The 16445-nt window shown below is 75.0% G+C and carries 13 protein-coding genes; 6 read left to right on the top strand and 7 right to left on the bottom strand.

The genetic code is table 11. The annotated features are described in order from the left end of the window. The first annotated feature begins 37 nt into the window (after positions 1 to 37). The gene (locus OG556_RS28025; RefSeq protein WP_371520858.1) at positions 38 to 1273 is read left to right on the top strand and encodes a nitric oxide synthase oxygenase; all 1236 of its coding nucleotides are present in this window, start codon (positions 38 to 40) and stop codon (positions 1271 to 1273) included. Between the two features lie 66 nt (positions 1274 to 1339). On the opposite strand, the gene OG556_RS28020 is transcribed toward OG556_RS28025, so the two are convergent. Next, positions 1340 to 2065 carry a TetR/AcrR family transcriptional regulator gene (locus OG556_RS28020; protein ID WP_371520856.1) on the bottom strand — a complete coding sequence of 242 codons (726 nt, stop codon included), beginning with the start codon at positions 2063 to 2065 and terminating at the stop codon, positions 1340 to 1342. 141 nt (positions 2066 to 2206) lie between these two features. Here OG556_RS28020 and OG556_RS28015 point away from each other — a divergent pair, with 141 nt between their 5' ends. The 4 genes from OG556_RS28015 (at position 2207) to OG556_RS28000 (ending at position 7242) form a co-directional block, all read left to right on the top strand. After that, positions 2207 to 3370, top strand: coding sequence for an acyl-CoA dehydrogenase family protein (locus tag OG556_RS28015; protein WP_371520853.1), 1164 nt, complete (start codon positions 2207 to 2209; stop codon positions 3368 to 3370). Between the two features lie 161 nt (positions 3371 to 3531). Then, positions 3532 to 4734, top strand: coding sequence for an acetyl-CoA C-acyltransferase (locus tag OG556_RS28010; protein ID WP_063350054.1), 1203 nt, complete (start codon positions 3532 to 3534; stop codon positions 4732 to 4734). 113 nt (positions 4735 to 4847) lie between these two features. Then, the gene (fabG, locus tag OG556_RS28005) at positions 4848 to 5618 is read left to right on the top strand and encodes a 3-oxoacyl-ACP reductase FabG (protein WP_371522934.1); all 771 of its coding nucleotides are present in this window, start codon (positions 4848 to 4850) and stop codon (positions 5616 to 5618) included. Positions 5619 to 5871: 253 nt separating this feature from the next. Next, positions 5872 to 7242 carry a S53 family peptidase gene (locus tag OG556_RS28000; protein WP_350875433.1) on the top strand — a complete coding sequence of 457 codons (1371 nt, stop codon included), beginning with the start codon at positions 5872 to 5874 and terminating at the stop codon, positions 7240 to 7242. A 167-nt stretch (positions 7243 to 7409) separates the two neighbouring features. Here OG556_RS28000 and OG556_RS27995 read toward each other — a convergent pair whose 3' ends face one another. After that, positions 7410 to 9590 carry a hypothetical protein gene (locus tag OG556_RS27995; RefSeq protein ID WP_371520849.1) on the bottom strand — a complete coding sequence of 727 codons (2181 nt, stop codon included), beginning with the start codon at positions 9588 to 9590 and terminating at the stop codon, positions 7410 to 7412. A 158-nt stretch (positions 9591 to 9748) separates the two neighbouring features. Here OG556_RS27995 and OG556_RS27990 point away from each other — a divergent pair, with 158 nt between their 5' ends. Beyond that, positions 9749 to 10291: an HAD domain-containing protein gene (locus OG556_RS27990; RefSeq protein WP_371520846.1), complete on the top strand. Its 543-nt coding sequence runs from the start codon at positions 9749 to 9751 to the stop codon at positions 10289 to 10291. A 181-nt stretch (positions 10292 to 10472) separates the two neighbouring features. Here the strand turns inward: OG556_RS27990 and OG556_RS27985 are convergent, their stop codons facing one another. The 5 genes from OG556_RS27985 to OG556_RS27965 all read right to left on the bottom strand — a co-directional run bounded on the left by OG556_RS27985 (position 10473) and on the right by OG556_RS27965 (position 16414). Beyond that, positions 10473 to 14546 carry a LysM peptidoglycan-binding domain-containing protein gene (locus tag OG556_RS27985; RefSeq protein WP_371520843.1) on the bottom strand — a complete coding sequence of 1358 codons (4074 nt, stop codon included), beginning with the start codon at positions 14544 to 14546 and terminating at the stop codon, positions 10473 to 10475. Beyond that, positions 14546 to 14992 (bottom strand): hypothetical protein, encoded by a 447-nt coding sequence (locus tag OG556_RS27980; RefSeq protein WP_371520841.1) that lies wholly within the window; start codon positions 14990 to 14992, stop codon positions 14546 to 14548. The genes OG556_RS27985 and OG556_RS27980 overlap by 1 nt, the downstream gene beginning before the upstream one ends. A 164-nt stretch (positions 14993 to 15156) precedes the next feature. Beyond that, the gene (locus tag OG556_RS27975; RefSeq protein ID WP_371520838.1) at positions 15157 to 15711 is read right to left on the bottom strand and encodes a TadE/TadG family type IV pilus assembly protein; all 555 of its coding nucleotides are present in this window, start codon (positions 15709 to 15711) and stop codon (positions 15157 to 15159) included. Then, positions 15708 to 16085: a TadE/TadG family type IV pilus assembly protein gene (locus OG556_RS27970; protein ID WP_063350046.1), complete on the bottom strand. Its 378-nt coding sequence runs from the start codon at positions 16083 to 16085 to the stop codon at positions 15708 to 15710. The genes OG556_RS27975 and OG556_RS27970 overlap by 4 nt, the downstream gene beginning before the upstream one ends. A 35-nt stretch (positions 16086 to 16120) precedes the next feature. Then, positions 16121 to 16414 (bottom strand): hypothetical protein, encoded by a 294-nt coding sequence (locus OG556_RS27965; protein WP_371520835.1) that lies wholly within the window; start codon positions 16412 to 16414, stop codon positions 16121 to 16123. Positions 16415 to 16445 lie beyond the last annotated feature (31 nt).

The following is a 16445-nucleotide window of genomic DNA, read 5'->3' as shown; positions in this document are numbered from 1 at the left end:
CCGGACACCTCCGGTACTCCTGTTCGCCAGGAGGGATGTGTCCTTGATCTTCAACCGGCTCCGCGCCCGCAGACCAGCCGCCGCCCCCGCCGGCGGCTGCCCGTACGCCCACGCCCACGCCCCGGCCGGGCACCCGGCCGCCGCGGCCCAGCCGTCGCCCCCACCATCGCCCACGCCGCCGCCCCCGCCGCTGTTCACCGACCCGGAGCAGGCCGCCGAGTTCATCCGCCGCTTCCATCACGAGCAGCCCGCCACCGGGGCCCCGGATGCCCGGGTACGGGCCGTCCTCGACGAGATCGAGCGCACCGGCAGCTACGAGCACACCCCCGCCGAACTCGCCTACGGCGCCAAGCTCGCCTGGCGCAACGCCGCCCGCTGCATCGGCCGGCTGTACTGGCGCAGCCTGGTGGTGCGCGACCTGCGACACCTCGGCTCGGCCGACGACATCGCCGCCGAGTGCTTCGAGCACCTGCGGCTGGCCGGCAACGGCGGACGGATCCGCCCGGTGGTCTCGGTGTTCGCCCCCGACCGCCCGGGCCGCCCGGCCGCCCGCATCGTCAACCAGCAGCTGGTCCGCTACGCCGGCCACCGGGTCGGCGACGCCGTCGTCGGCGACCCGGCCGGCACCGCACTCGCCGCCCGCGCCCGCGACCTCGGCTGGAAGTGCGCCGAGGACCGCTTCGAGGTGCTGCCGCTGCTCGTCCAGGAACGCCCCGACGAGCACCCGCACTGGTACGAGCTGCCGGACGACACCACGCTGGAGGTGCCGCTCACCCACCCCGCGTACGACTGGTTCGGCGGCCTGGGCCTGCGCTGGTACGCGGTGCCCGCGATCAGCGACATGACGCTGGAGATCGGCGGCGTCCGCTACCCGGCCGCGCCCTTCAACGGCTGGTACATGGGCACCGAGATCGGCGCCCGCAACCTCGCCGACGCCGACCGCTACGACCTGCTCGGCACCGTCGCCGAGCACCTGGGCCTGGACACCTCCAGCGCGCGCACGCTCTGGCGCGACCGCGCGCTGATCGAACTCAACATCGCGGTGCTGCACTCCTTCCAGGAGGCCGGAGTGACGATCGCCGACCACCACACCGAGTCCGAGCGCTTCCTCCGGCACGTCGCCCAGGAGAAGCGGCTCGGCCGGGCGACCCCGGCGGACTGGAGCTGGATCGTGCCCCCGGTCTCCGGCGGGCTCACGCCCGTCTACCACCGGTACTACGACCCGGTGGACCCGTCGCTGCGGCCGGCCTTCCTGCCGCGCGAGCCCTGGTGAGGCGGCGGGAGAGGAAACTCCGGAAACAGCGGAAGCAGCGGGACGGGGGAAGGCCCGCAACGGGGTCTAGGAGCGTTCGGTGAGGCGCTCGAAGCGCAGGACGAGCCCGTCGAGCAGTGCTTCCAGGCCGGTCTCGAAGGCGCCCTCGTCCACCGTCCCGCGGTGCCCGGCCAGCCGGTGCGCCTCGCCGAGGTGCGGGTAGTCGGCCGCGTCGTACACCTCGGCGTCCGCGGGGAAGCCGGCCGCGAAGGAGGCCAGCGCCGAGCCGGTGACGAAGTAGCGCATCAGCGCGCCGATCCGGGTGGCCTGGCCGCGCGGCCAGCCGGCCTCGACCAGGTGGCCGAAGACCGCGTCGGCCAGGCGCAGCGCGTTCGGCCGGCGGCCCGGGCCCTGGGCGAGCACCGGCACGATGTTGGGGTGGGCGGCGAGGGCGGCGCGGTAGGAGCGGGCCCAGTCGCGCAGCGCGTCCGGCCAGGGCGTGGGCCCGTGGTGGGGCGTAGCGGTGGGCGAGCGGTCGGGCGCGCCGTCGGGCAAGCCGTCGGAAGTTCCGACGCGAGTGCCGTCGGGAGTGCCGAACATCGACAAGTCGACCTCGCCGATCACGCTGTCCACCACCGCGTCCAGCAGTTCGTCCTTGGTCGCGACGTGGTTGTAGAGCGAGGGACCGCTGACCGACAGTTCGGTGGCGAGGCGGCGGGTGGAGAGGGCCGCCAGGCCCTCGGCGTCGATCAGCCGCAGAGCAGCGGCGACGATGCGCTCGCGGCTGAGCAGCGGGGTGCGCGGGCGGGCCATCGGGGTGCTGCCTCCGGTTCCTCCGGTCGGGTGGGGCGGGGACCGATTCTGGCAGGCGCCCCTTCCCAGCGCGGGCCGGCCGGGGCTACAGTCCCTCCATAAAACTTGCAGCGCTAGTTTAATGGATCTGGAGCCGCCGCCGTGAACCTGGAGCTGTCCGAGGAGCAGAGCGCCGTCCGGGACCTCGCCGCCTCCTTCACCGACCGCGAGATCGTGCCGCACGCCGCCGCGTGGGACCGCGCCGAGTCCGTCGACCGCGCGATCATCGGCAAACTGGCCGGGCTCGGCTTCCTCGGCCTCACCATCCCCGAGGAGTACGGCGGCAGCGGCGGCGACCACCTCGCGTACTGCCTCGTCCTGGAGGAGCTCGGCCGCGGCGACTCGGCCGTCCGAGGCATCGTCTCGGTCACGCTCGGCCTGGTCGCCAAGTCCGTCAACGGCTACGGGACCGAGGAGCAGAAGCGGCACTGGCTCCCCCGGCTCACCTCGGGCGAGTCGCTCGGCTGCTTCGCGCTCACCGAACCCGGCACCGGCTCCGACGCGGCCAACCTCAGCACCCGTGCCGTCCGGGACGGCGACGACTGGCTGATCAGCGGCGCCAAGATGTTCATCACCAACGGCACCTGGGCCGACGTCGCCCTGGTCTTCGCCCGCACCGGCGGCGACGACCCCGACCGGCAGGGCCACAAGGGCATCACCGCGTTCCTGGTGCCCACCGACCTGCCCGGCTTCACCCGCACCGAGATCCACGGCAAGCTCGGCCTGCGCGGCCAGGCCACCGCCGAACTCGCCCTCGACCGGGTCCGGGTGCCCGACAGCGCGCGGCTCGGCGAGCTCGACAAGGGGTTCCGGGTGGCGATGTCCGCGCTCGCCAAGGGCCGGATGTCGGTCGCGGCGGGCTGCGTCGGCATCGCCCGCGCCTGCCTGGAGGCCGCCGTCCGCTACGCCGGCGAGCGCGAGCAGTTCGGCCGCCCGATCGCCTCGCACCAGCTCGTCCAGGAACTGCTGGCCGGCATCGCCGTCGACGTCGAGGCCGCCCGGCTGCTCACCTGGAAGGTCGCCGACCACATCGAACGCGGCCTGCCCTTCGCCACCGAGTCCTCCGTCGCCAAGCTCCACGCGAGCGAGGCCGCCGTCCGGGCCGCCAACAACGCGCTCCAGGTGTTCGGCGGCTACGGCTTCATCGACGAGTACCCGGTCGGCAAGTACCTGCGCGACGCGCGGGTCATGACCCTCTACGAGGGCACCAGCCAGATCCACCAGTTGCTCATCGGCCGCGCCCTCACCGGGGTCAACGCCTTCTGACCAGCCCGTTCCCTCTCGTCCGAGCAACCACGAAGGGCCGATCGGACCGCCCGGACCCCGGGGATCACCCGGACCGTCCTGACCGCTCGGACCACCCTGACTGCTCGGATCACCCTGACTGCTCGGATCACTCGGATTCAACCGGATAGGAGCCCGACGACGTGCGTCCCGTCTACTTCGCCGCAGCCCGCCGCACACCCATCGGCCGACTGCGCGGAGCGCTCGCCACGGTCCGCCCGGACGACCTCTCGGCCACCGTGCTGCGCGCCCTGCTCGCCGACGTCCCCGCCCTCGACCCCGCCCGCATCGACGACGTCTACTGGGGCGCCGCCAACCAGGCCGGCGAGGACAACCGCAACGCCGCCCGGATGGCCGTCCTGCTGGCCGGCCTGCCGGAGACCGTCCCCGGCGCCACCGTCAACCGGCTCTGCGCCTCCGGGCTGGAGGCCGTCACCCTCGCCGCCCGGGCCATCGGCTCCGGCGAGGCCGACGTCGTCCTGGCCGGCGGCTGCGAGTCGATGACCCGCGCCCCCTTCGTCCTCCCCCGCCCCGACGAGGCCCTCCCGCACCGGATCGAGACCTACGACACCCGGCTCGGCTGGCGGCTCACCAACCCCCGGATGGCCGAACTGCACGGCGTGCTCAGCATGGGCGAGACCGCCGAGGAGGTGGCCGGCCGGTACGGCATCGGCCGGGAACGCCAGGACGCCTTCGCGCTGCGCAGCCACCAACGGGCCGCCGCCGCCCGCAAGGACGGTCACTTCGACGCGGAGCTGATCCCGGTCGAACGCCCCGACGGCGTGACGGTCGGCCAGGACGAGGGCATCCGCGAGGACACCAGCCTGGAGAAACTCGCCCGTCTCAAGCCCGCCTTCCGCCCCGGCGGCACCGTCACGGCCGGCAACGCCTCGCCGATGAACGACGGCGCGGCCGGGCTGCTCCTGGTCGGCGAGGAGGCGCTGCGCGACCTCGGACTGCGGCCGCTCGGCCGGTACGTGGCCGGCGCCTCCGTCGGGGTGCACCCCGACGTGATGGGCATCGGCCCGGTGCCGGCCACCCGCAAGGTGCTCGGCCGGGCCGGCTGGTCGCTGGCCGACCTCGACACCGCCGAACTCAACGAGGCCTTCGCCGCCCAGGCCCTGGCCTCCGCCGACGGCATCGGATTCACCCCCGAACAGGCCGACGAACTGGTCAACCCGAGCGGCGGGGCGATCGCACTCGGCCACCCGCTGGGCGGCTCCGGCGCGCGCATCCTCACCACCCTGCTGCACCGGATGCGCCGCACCGACGCCCGGCGCGGCCTCGCCACCATGTGTGTGGGGGTCGGTCAGGGCACCGCCGTCCTGGTCGAGAACGTTGACTGAGTGCGCGCTCGCGTTTCGCACTCGCGATCACGTCCGAGTTTGATTTCACGTCTGAGTTCGCGTCCGAGTCCAAGGGAGCACCGGGAATGACTGAAGTAGCCGCAGTGGCTGAAGTGACGGGCCTGGCAGGCAGGTTCGCGGGCAGGGTCGCCGTCGTGACCGGCGCCGCCCAGGGCATCGGTGCGGCCACCGCCCACCGGCTCGCCCAGGAGGGCGCGGCCGTCGCCGTCGTCGACCTCACCGCCGAACGGGCCGCCGGAACGGTCGCGGAGATCACCGCCAAGGGCGGCACCGCTCGGGCGTACGGCTGCGACGTGGCCGACTACGACGCCGTCGAGGCGGTGTTCGCGCAGGTCGCGGCGGACCTCGGCGGGGTGCACATCCTGGTGAACAACGCCGGGATCACCCGGGACAACCTGTTCTTCAAGATGCCGAAGGCCGACTGGGACGCGGTCCTGACCGTCAATCTGACCAGCGCGTACAACTGCAGCCACGTCGCGCAGAAGTACATGGTGGCGCAGAAGTACGGGAAGATCGTCTCGCTCAGCTCGCGCTCCGCCCTCGGCAACCGGGGACAGGCCAACTACGCGGCCGCCAAGGCCGGCATCCAGGGGCTCACCGCGACCCTCGCGATCGAGCTGGGGCCGTTCAACATCAACGTCAACGCCGTCGCCCCCGGGTACGTCGCCACCGCGATGACCGCGGCCACCGCCGAGCGGGTCGGCAGCACGGCCGAGGACCAGCAGGCGGAGGTGTCCGCCCGGACCCCGCTGCGCCGGGTGGGACAGCCGGAGGAGATCGCGTCCGTGGTCGCCTTCCTGGCCAGCGAGGACGCCTCGTACGTCAGCGGGCAGACGCTGTACGTCAACGGCGGGGCGCGGTAGGCCTGGCCCGGGCGGGGACCTTCGAGGGCCCTTCAGCATTAGTACGATAATACTGACGTGTCGTCACATGGCCGTCCCGGGCGTGGGGTTACCTTCGCCTGGGACGGCCTTTACCTTTTCGCGTAGCCGATCATGACCATGCCTCTGATCAGGCGACCCCACCAAATGACTATGGCATGATCATGCGGCAGTCGATGGGATGGCCGGACCGACCCGACCGGACCAGGTCGGGCCCTGCGCCCCAAGGAGTCCCATGGGCAGCCCCGCCCCCCTTCGCCGTGCCCTGGCTCTGCTCGCCGTCGGGGCCACCGCCCTCACGGCCGGCACCATCGCCGTCCCGGCGGTCGGCGCCGCGACCGCGGCCCCCGCGCACGACCTCACGGGCGTCCACGTCCGCCCCGCCTCCTTCGGGCACCACAACGCCCAGGGCCGCACCGCCCCGCTGACCACCACCCAGTGCGTCAGCCAGATCGGCATCCACTGCTACTCGCCGCTGCAGTACCGGAACGCCTACAACCTGAACCCGCTGTACCAGGAGGGCATCACCGGCAAGGGCCGCACGATCGTCATCGTCGACTCCTTCGGCTCGCCGACCATCCAGCACGACCTGGAGGTCTTCGACAAGCAGTGGGGCATCCAGGACACCAACGTCGAGGTGGTCAAGTGGGGCAACGTCCCCGCCTTCGACCCCAAGAACCCCGACCACACCGGCTGGGCCGGCGAGACCACGCTGGACGTCGAGTACGCCCACGCCATCGCCCCCGACGCGCACATCGTCCTGGTCGAGACCGGTGTCGCCGAGACCGAGGGCACCACCGGCCTGCCCGAGATGATGGACGCCGAGAAGGCCCTCATCAAGGCCGGCCGCGGCGACGTCATCTCGCAGAGCTTCGGCGCCACCGAGAACACCTTCCCGGGGTACGACAAGGGCGACTTCAAGTCGCTCACCGACCTGCGCTACGCCTTCCAGGCCGCCGCCGACCACAACGTCACCGTGCTCGCCGCCTCCGGCGACAACGGCGCCACCGACTCGCAGACCAACGGCACCGACCTGTACCCGTACAAGGTCAACTCCTGGCCGTCCTCCGACCCGCTGGTCACCTCCATCGGCGGCACCCAACTCACCCTGGACGACAACGGCGCGCGCACCGCGCCCGACAAGGTGTGGCACGACAAGTCCGGCGCCGGCGGCGGTGGCGTCTCCGGCATCTTCGAGCGCCCGTGGTACCAGGCCGGCGTCGCCAACGTCACCGGCAACCACCGCGGCACGCCCGACATCAGCATGAGCGCGGCCGTCGACGGCGGCGCCTGGACCTACGAGTCCTACGACCCGACCTCCGTCGGCTGGCACCTCACCGGCGGCACCAGCGAGGCCACCCCGCTGTTCTCCGGCGTCGTCGCCCTCGCCGACCAGCTCGCCGGCCACCGCCTCGGCCAGCTCAACTGGCGCCTGTACGGGCTCAACCTGCTCCCGAGCGCGTGGAGCGGCATCACGGACGTGAAGGAGGGCGACAACTCCTGGGGCGGCGTCACCGGCTACACCGCCACCGAGGGCTACGACCTCTCCAGCGGCCTCGGCACCATCGACGGCGCGAAGTTCGTCCACGCCATCGCCGGTCGCTGACGGGCCACGATAGGCGGCAGGTAGCAGGTAACGGCTGACAACTGACAGCGAACAGATAACAGATTTCGAAATCTGTTATCTGTTCCCTGTTCGCTGTCATCTGTCAGCTGTCATCTGTTCGCGGCCAGGTGCCGGTCGTCCGGCCCAGCCGCGCGCAGCGCGAAGGGTCAGACGCGGTCCGCCGGGGCGGAAGCAGGCGTCGCGGCGGGCTCCGGGGCGGCGGCCAGTTGGGCGAGGTAGCGCTCGGCGGCGCGGAGCTTGCGGCCGTCGGGGCCCGGGAGGTAGGCGCGGAGCTCGATGATCTCCGGGGCGATCCGAAGGGCCACCGCGCGGTCGGGGACCGAGCGCCAGCAGGCCTCGGCGTTGGTGGCCGCCTGCTGGGTCTCCGGGTGGTCCGACCCCTGCGAACGGAGCAGCGCCAGGGCCACCTCACGGTAGATGTCCGCGGCCTCGGCCGGCCGACCCGCGAGACGGCACACGTGTGCCCGGACCTGGCGCACCTGGAGGACCGGTTCGGAGACGGCGCCGTGCTCGGCGATCGCCTCCAGTTCGAGGGCGAAGGCGAGTTCGGTGGCGGCATCGTGCTCCCCGGCGTCCGCGCTGCGGACGATCCGGCCGATGGCCTCCCGGTAGTCGGCACGCGGCTGACCGGACACCGGAGCGTCGACGGGCACCGCGTCGGCAGGTACCTCGTCCGCCGGGACAGCGTCCGCTGGGGCCTCCGCCACCGGGACCGCGTCCACGGGGGCCGCGTCGTCGGTCGGGGCCGTGCCGTCCGGCGTCTCCGCCGTCGGCGCCGCGTCGGTGGGGGCCTCGTCAACGGGAGGAGCCTGCGCCGAGACGGCGTCCGCCGGTGCCTGCTCCGGCTCCGGCTCCCGCTCCCGCTCGGACTCCAACTCCGGCTCCGACGCCGGCTGCTGGGGCTTGGCCAGCGTCACGCCTGCGGACGGCTCGACGGCCTCGGGCGTCGCGTCCGCCGGAGCGGGCTTGTGCAGGGTCACGCCGGCCGGACCGGCCGGCTGCCCCTTCAGCAGGCTGACCGGGCGGGCCGGCCTCGGCGGGGTGGGCGGCACGCCGGGCTTGACTAGGCTCACCGGACCGGCCTCGGCCGCGGGAGCAGGGGAGGCCGACGGCCGCGGAGCCGTGGGCGCCACGGGCGGTTCGACGACGGCGTCCTGCGACTCCGCCCGGCCCGGCACCGGCGCCACCGACACCGCGGGCTGCCCGGACGGCACCACATCGGCGCGCACGGCATCGACCGGCACCCCATCGGCCGACACCGCATCGACCGGCGGCACCGCATCGACCGGCGCCGACACGTCGGCCGGCGGACCGTCGCCCCGGCGGGCGGTGTTGCGGAAGACCGGGCGGTCCGGTGCGTGCGTGGCCAGGATGACGACGTCCGGCCGCAGCACCGAGTACACCTGCTGCCGCAGTTGCTCGGGCGCGAGCACGTCGCCCGCGCCGGGGCGGCCGCCGTGCAGCGCCTCGATCAGGGCGCGGGTGAAGGTGCCGACCTGCTCCGGGTCCGGGCTGACGACCGCCCAGAGCGGGATGCCCTCGCTGAGCGGCGAGGCGGCGCCCTGGAGGTACGGCCAGGCGTTCTGGTCGGCGCTGAGGTCGGCGACGACGAGGGTCTGCCACTCGGCCGGGCGGTGGCTCAGCTCGGCGGCGACGGCCTGCCAGGGCAGGCCGTCCTGCTTGGAGTCGCGCAGGGTGAGCTGGAGCTGTCCGCCGCGCTTGTCGGCGACCACGTGGCCGCCCAGGTGGACGAGCAGCGGCCCCGGATGGCGGGACGCGGCGCGCAGGTGGGCGAGGACGGTGTGCGGGTCGCTGGCGCCGGGGAGGTGGACGGCGTCCACGGCGTCCGCGGCGAGCAGCACCTGTGGTGAGACGGCCGCGAGCATCGCGGACAGCACCGATGCCTGGGCGGGACCGCCCCGACCCCAGGTGCGGCGCCCGGAGTTGCCGTAGCCGCCCTCGACGACCAGGATCCGTCCGCGCGGCGCCGCCCCCAGTCCGCCCGTACCGGGGGCGTTCACGCCCGGGGCCGGGAAGGGCAGCGGCGTGGCCGCGGACGGCGGCGCGCCCACGGCGGGCATGCCGGTGACGGTCCATCCGGTGGGCGCGGTCGGCGGCGGGCCCGGCACCGTGGCCGGAGCCGTCGGAGCCGACGGCGGGGCGGCCGGAGCGGACGGCGGGAGCGGGGGCACGGGCGGCGGCTCGTAGAGCGCGGCGGGCCCGGGCGGGTGCTCCTCGGCCGGGGTGCGCGGCGGCGGTACGGCGTCCCAGGGGCCCGAGTCCGCTGCCGGTTCGGGGCCTCCGGGGACAGCTGTCGTCTCCGCCATCTTCTGGTCACCACCCACCCCGCCGCTCCGCGGCGTCTGATGCCCTTGCTGGGTGGTGCCTACCACCACTCCCGTCGCGCCACCCTACGAGATCCCGGCACACCCGATCCAGGCCGGGTCTCCGATCGGCGCGCCACCCGGCCCGCTATCGTGCCGTCATGGCAGGCCCCGGTGCACCTCTCCTGTTCCTCGACATCGACGGACCGCTCATCCCCTTCGGCGCGCCGCCCCCCGGCGGCTACCCCGTCTTCCGCGGCGCCTCCGCCGCCGCACCCGGTCCGGGCGTCAACCCCCTGCTGGCCCGCGTCGATCCGGCACTCGGCGGGCGCCTGCTGAGCCTGCCGTGCGAACTGGTGTGGGCGACGACGTGGATGTCCGATGCGAACGAGTGCCTCTCCCCCTGGCTCGGACTGCCACAACTGCCTGTCGTGGACTGGCCGGTGGCGGAAGGCGACGAACCGGCCGGCCTGCACGGGAAGACCCGCGCGCTGGTCGCCCGGGCTGCCGGCCGCCCGTTCGTCTGGGTGGACGACGAGATCACCGCCACCGACCGCCGCTGGATCGCGGCCCACTCGCCCGCCCCCGCGCTCCTCCACCGCGTCGACCCCCAACGCGGCCTCACCGCAGCCGACTTCGCCACCCTGGACGCCTGGTTGCGCGCACTACCGACCCGACACGCCCTGGACTCCCCGACCATCTGAGCTCCCGGACCGTGCACTGCGCCGCCGTCCGGGACGTCCACACCGCCACCGAGCGCACCGTCGACGGCCGGTGCGTCCGCTCGACCTGACCGACCTGGCCGACCTGACCCCACCGGCCCTGCCCCGCATGCCGCTGCCCGGTCACCCCGAGGGGCGGCCGGGCAGCGGCATGCGGGGGACGTCAGGAACCGGCCAGCAGGTCGCGGAGCAGGGCGACGGTGTCGGCGTCCAGGTCACGGCCGGTACGGCGGCTGAGCGCGTCGAGACGGTTGACGGCGCGCAGGAGTTGGTCGCGGGCGCCGGCCGAGGCGTAGGCGTAGAAGAGGTCCCGGTGCAGGAGTTCGACGTCCGGGGCGACGGCGAGGCCGCGGAAGACGGCGGCCTCGGCGCTGCGGTGGTCGCCGTACTGCAGGCGGCGGGCGGCCAGTTCGTGGGCGGTGTCGACGATCGCCGCGATCATGTCCTGGCGTTCGGCCTCGGCCCAGCCGTAGGAGGCGGGCGGGGCCTCGGCGAACGGGGCGCCGCGCACCAGGGCCAGGGCGTGGGCGAGGGCGGCGTCGGCGGTGGCACTGGTGCTGCGCATGCCGCGCCGGTAGAGGCTGCGGAACTCGTCCCAGTCGCAGGTGACGACCGGGGTGAAGGAGTAGCCGTCGGTGGTGTCGGTCGGCAGGAAGGCGCGGCCCTCGGGCGAGGTGCCGAACCAGGCGGCCAGGTCGGCGAGTTTGCCGGGGAGCGGGCTCTTGGCGTCGGCCGCGGTGGGGTGCGGGTCGAGGTGGGCGGCGCCGGGGTGGAGGTCGTGGTCGAGGGCGTGGTGGTCGGCGCCGGGCCGCAGCGCGAGGTAGACGGCGAGTTCGGTGAGCCGGGACAGCGCGCCGGGTTCGGCGGTACCGAGGGCTCCGGCGACGTCGACCGGGCCGAGCAGGCGGATCCGGGGGGCGTTGCGGGCGGCGTGGGCCTCCGGGGAGCGCAGGATGGCGAGCAGGTCGTCGCTGTCGCTGCGCCCGGGGGTGGTCTGGGCGACCGGGGCGACGGCGGCGGGGCCGGGCTCGGATCCGGGTTCGACCCCGGGCTCGGCTCCGGGCTCGGCGTAGGAACCGGCTTCGGCGGCGGGCACGAGATCGGGCACGAGGTCCGGCGAGGGCTCCGGCCGGGACGGGACGCGCGGGTCGACGCCGGAGGGCGCGGGCGCGGGCTGGTGGACCGGGGCCGGCTCGACGGGCGGCTGCGGCGCGACCGGCTGGACGGATTGGACGGCGGGTACGGACGGCACGGGCTGGACGGACGGCACGGCGAGGACGGCCGCGGGGGCTTGCTGCGGCACCTCCGCCGCATCCTCCGCCACCGCGTCCGGGCGGCGCAGGTCCCGGGTGGCCTCGTCCGCCGCCTCGTCGGCGGCCTCGTCGACGACCTGACCGACCACCAGCTCTTCTTCGGTCCCGATCCCGCTCCCGGTACCGACTCCGGCCCCGCTCCCGTTCCCGCTCCCGGCCTCGGACCCGGACTCGGCGGAGGCGGCCTGCCACCCCTGCCCGTTGACCGCGTACCGCCCCGGCCCGGCCGGAGGGGCCGGCACCGGCGTCGCCGGGTCGGTGCCCGCGAACGGGCTGGCGCCGGTGCCGATGACCCGGGCGAGCAGCCGGGGCCCGGCGGCCGTGTCCGTACCGCCCTGCGCGCCGGCCGCGGGGGCCCCGACGGCGGCCAGGACGGGTACGGCGGCGGGCAGTTCGGCCGTGTCGGTGTCGTCGTCGTCCGCGTCGGGGTCGAGGCCGGGACCGTCCAGGGTCCAGGCGGGGGCCGGGTGCTGGGTGAGGTCGTCGGCGGCGCGGAGCAGTTCGGCGACCTGGTCGTACTGCTGGTCGCTGAGCCGCTGGAGTTCGACGGTGAGGTGCAGGCCGGGGATGGCCGCCTGGCCGGTGGTCGGGAGGGTCCAGCGGGCGACGGGGCCGGTGCCGCGTTCGGGGGCACGGGTGATGACGGCGACGCAGGTGCGCGGCCGGGCGTCGAGCAGGCGGCCGAGTTCGGCGGGGACCTCGCCACCGGGCTGCTGGGCGCAGAGCACGATCTCAGGGGTCCAGGACTCGTCGGCCTGGCCCCGGCTGCGGGCGTCGCGCGGGCTGGCGGCCTCGGCGGCGACCAGCGTGGCGCGGGCCTTGGCGGTGCGCGGGCCGAGGGCGGCGAGCGCGGCCTCCAGGGTGGGGTGGCGGTGGATGCGTTCGGCGGCCGGGCCGCTGATCGGCACCTCCTCGGCGAGGTCGACCAGGTGCAGGTGGAGCCGGTCGGCGAGCGGGCTGTGCGCGAGTTCGATGGCGAGGGTGCGCAGGATGTCGCGGGCGTCGTCGGGGTGGCCGGAGAGGTGGAGCAGCCGGACGGCCTCCAGGTCGGCGAGGACGACCGAGCCGTCGGGCGAGGTGCCGAGGGTGACCAGGGCGGGGTAGGGCGCGGCGGTCTTGCGGGCCTGGGCGGCGCTGAGCAGGTCGCCGGAATCGAGGCTGCACCACCAGACGTTGGCGGCGTGCGCGGCGCGGAACGGCGCGATCGGGGTGGCCGGGCCGGAGAGGTGCAGTTCGATGGTGTGGCCGGGGGTGATCCGGGCGGCGACGATGGCGGGCAGGCGCTTGCCGCCGCGCACGGTGTTGCGGGCCATGGTGCGCAGGGCTCGGTCGAGCAGGTCGAGGCCGGCGTCGTCCTGACGGGCCCTGAGCTCGTTCTCGAAGGCGGCGGCCTCGGCGTCGGGCATGGTGATGCGGTGCCGGGGGCGGCGGGCGCGCAGCTGGGTGCCGCGCTTGTGGGCGACGGTGCCGACCATGACGGCGGCGAGCAGGACACCGACGGTGGAGGCGGTGAGGGCGATGGAGTAGTCGTCGGCGGCCGGTTCGGCGTGCGCGGCGGGGGCGGGCGCATGGGTGGGGGCGTGGGTGGGCGCCGGGGTGACGGGCTGGGACGCGGCCGGGGTCGGCGCGGCCTGGGTCGGCGCGGGGGCGGGGGTGGCGGGCGCCTGATCGGCCGACGGCTGGCCGGTCGACGGCGCCGGCTGCGGCGCGGGAGCGGGCTCGGACGAAGGCGCAGGAGCAGGCGCCGGAGCAGGCGCGGGGGCGGCCGCCCCCGGCACCGTGAGCACCATCCCGGGCACCAGCACGTCCGGATCGGTCAGCCGTTCCCCGTCCGGTGCCTGGGCGCCCTTGTTCGCCTCGAACAGCTTCGGCCACGCCTCGGCGTCCCCCAACTCCTTTTGGGCGATGGCGGACAGGCTGTCCCCGCCCTGGACGGTCACCGTCGCGTGCCCGCCCGCACCCGGCTCCGTCCCGGCCTGCGGCACCTGGGCCGACCCGGCACCGGGAGCAGGGGCGGGCGCGGGCTCGGACGAAGGGGCAGGCGCGGGAGCGGGCGCCGACCCGTCCGCCTTCGCGTCCCCCGGCATCAGCAGCGCCCACCCCGGCTGGATCGGCCGGTCGGCGTCGAAGCGGATGCCGGAATCGTCCATCACCCGGCCTTCGTTGAGCTTGGCGATGTCCACCCACCGTTCACCGGAGCCCAGTTGGCGTTCGGCGATGGACCACAGGCTGTCGGCGGGCCGGCTGTCCCGCACGGTGTACGTGGGGTTCTGCTCGGCGGCGGGCGCCAGGGCGGGCGCGGCCTGGGCGGCGGGCAGGGCGGCGCGCTGCACGCCGGCCACCAACTGCGCCGGGGCGGTGGCGGTGTGGGCCGGGGTGGCGGCGAAGGCCGAGCCGGCGACCGGCATCAGCGCGAACACCGAGCCGACCAGGCCGGCCGCCATCCGCTGGCTCCAGCCGAAGGCGGGAATGCGGCGGGCGATCCGGCCGCGCAGCTGCGCGGGGATCTCCAGCAGGACGGAGAGCGCGAAGCAGGCCCAGGCGAGCCAGCCGACCACGACCAGCAGCCAGAGGAACAGCCGTCCGTCGTCCGGGCCGGTGAGCGCCTGGCCGACGCCCTCCGGCGCGACGTCGCCCATCGCGGCGACCGCACGGGTGCCGTAGAGCAGCAGCGCGGGGACACCGAGCAGCAGGGCGAGCAGGGTGACCAGCGCGGCGAGCGCGGTGATCAGGGCTGCGCCGCGGCCGCGCCCGCGCGGTGGGCGGGGCACGGGGGCGGCGGGGCGGCCCGCGGCCCGGTGTCCGGTGTGGGCCCGGCCGGTGGCGCCCCGGGCCTGGTCCGTGGCGCCGGGGCTCCGGCCCTTGGCGGTTCGAGCCCGGCCCGGGGCGGTTCGGGCCTGGTCCTTGGCACGTGGCGCGGCCATCAGTCGGTCTCCGCTTTCTCGACTCCGTGGACGAGGGTCGCACTGCCCTTGCCCGTTACCTTCCGCTCCCCGAGCGCGCCCAGCAGGACGGGCCGGTAGTCGGCCCGCACGGTGACGGTGACGACCTTGCCGTCGCCGGAGAACTCGACCTCGCCCGCCTGAAGGCCGTACAGGGCCAGGTAGGCGTCGGCGGCCTGCCGGACGTATTCCTGCTGGACCTTGAAGCCCTTCCCCTGGAGGACGGCGGCCTGGTCGAGCTGCTGCCCGCCGACCCGCGCGGCCTCCTGGGCGTAGGCGTCGGTGCGTTCGGCGACCCGCAACCGGCCGCCGGCGTCGATCACCAGGGCGATGACGAGCACGACGTAGGCCGCGCAGATCGCCACGAAGAGGGCGACCGCGCCCCGGTCGGAGCGGCGCCGGCGCCGCGCCCTGACAGGCACTCCCATCCCCCCTGCCCCTCCCGCCCCTCGTCCTCCCCGCCGGCCCCCACCGGGCGCCGGCCGGTCCCGTCGCGTCATCCCCCGTGCGCTCTCCGCTTGCGTCTCCCCCGCGCGGGCCGTCCCCAATCCCCCGTCGTGGCCCGTGTCCCGCCGGGTGCCGCCCCGGGTGGTCATGTGCCCCGGTAGCGGTCCACCACGGAGGTGAACTCGCCGACGAGGTGCTTCGTCACGGGTACGCCGGACGGTCCGCCGAGCAGGTCCGCCAGTTCGACGTCGCACACCACGGTGACCTTGACGGTCGTGACGGCGCCGCCGGGCAGGTCCAGTTGGCCGGGCACGACCTGGACGGTCCCGTTGCGGCAGGAGACGCCCTGCTGGCGCAGCGTCGCGAGGGCCGAGTCCCGGCCCGGCTGCGTCATCCCGTCGACGCTGCGCTGCAGCGAGGCGGTGCGGGCGCCGGCCCGGGCGGCGGCCTCGACCGTACCGGCCGTGGTCTGCACCCGCCCGGCGGCGATGGCCACCAGGACCAGCCCGACCACCGGCGGCACGACGATCGCCGCCTCGATGGCGACCGAGCCGCCGTCGCTCCGCCGGACCGGCCACCACCGGGGTCGCCGCGCGCAACGGCGCTCGGCGCGGGGTTCGGCGCGGGGCTCGGAACGGCCCTCGGCGCGGCCCTCCGCACGGAGCGCCGGCCACCGGTCGGCCCGGGTCCGCGGTCTCACGGCGCCACCGCCACCGGCGGGACGAAGTGCTCGCGCGGCGCCTCGGCGAACTGCGTGAGGGCGGGCGCCGACAGCCCGGGTATCAGCAGCGGCGGGCGCACCGCCACGGTGACCCGGACCACTTCGGGCGTGCTGCCGTCGGTCGTCACCGTGTACGAGTGCACGCCCTGCCGGTCGAGGAAGTCCCTGGCCTGTCGGCGCGCCGCCTCGTTCTTCACCTCGTCCGTCGCGTTGCCCTGGATCCGGCCCGCGTCCACGCCCTCGCGGGCGGCGGTGAGCGCGAGCTGGCGGTCATACCACAGCAGCGCGGCCTGGACGACGAGCATCAGGAGCACCAGGACGACCGGGAAGACGATGGCGAGGCTCACGCTCATCGACCCCCGGTCGCCACGGCGGCGAGGTCGGTACGTCACTTGGTGGCGCCTCCCGCGGCCCCGCCCGCACCCGGCATGTTCGGGTCCTGCTCGACCTTCTGCACGACCTTGTCCTTCAGCAGGTACAGCGCGGTCGCGACGGCGCCCGCGACGAAGACCAACGCGATGATGGCGAGGGCGAGTTCGATGCTGATCGCACCGCGGTCGCCGCGCGCGCGGGCGGCCCGCAGCCGGCCGAGCCGCAGGGTGAACAGCAGCAGGGCGAACTGCACGGGCAGCAGGACGGGCCGGATCAGCCGGCCTGCCAGGTGGACGAGTCGGACGGTCATTCGGGTCTCCCGGGGTGGAGTGCGGTGTGGT

The organism is Kitasatospora sp. NBC_01300 (assembly GCF_041435235.1).
Lineage (GTDB): Bacteria > Actinomycetota > Actinomycetes > Streptomycetales > Streptomycetaceae > Kitasatospora.
Note: the sequence above shows the minus strand (reverse complement) of the source record. Positions and strands in the feature narration are given on the sequence as shown.

Bases quoted from the DNA above. Each gene is read 5' to 3' on its own strand.
- OG556_RS28020 (WP_371520856.1), bottom strand. From the start codon at position 2,065: ATGGCCCGCCCGCGCACCCCGCTGCTCAGCCGCGAGCGCATCGTCGCC.
- OG556_RS28000 (WP_350875433.1), top strand. From the start codon at position 5,872: ATGGGCAGCCCCGCCCCCCTTCGCCGTGCCCTGGCTCTGCTCGCCGTC.
- OG556_RS27995 (WP_371520849.1), bottom strand. From the start codon at position 9,590: ATGGCGGAGACGACAGCTGTCCCCGGAGGCCCCGAACCGGCAGCGGAC.
- OG556_RS27990 (WP_371520846.1), top strand. From the start codon at position 9,749: ATGGCAGGCCCCGGTGCACCTCTCCTGTTCCTCGACATCGACGGACCG.
- OG556_RS27985 (WP_371520843.1), bottom strand. From the start codon at position 14,546: ATGGCCGCGCCACGTGCCAAGGACCAGGCCCGAACCGCCCCGGGCCGG.
- OG556_RS27980 (WP_371520841.1), bottom strand. From the start codon at position 14,992: ATGGGAGTGCCTGTCAGGGCGCGGCGCCGGCGCCGCTCCGACCGGGGC.
- OG556_RS27970 (WP_063350046.1), bottom strand. From the start codon at position 16,085: ATGAGCGTGAGCCTCGCCATCGTCTTCCCGGTCGTCCTGGTGCTCCTG.
- OG556_RS27965 (WP_371520835.1), bottom strand. From the start codon at position 16,414: ATGACCGTCCGACTCGTCCACCTGGCAGGCCGGCTGATCCGGCCCGTC.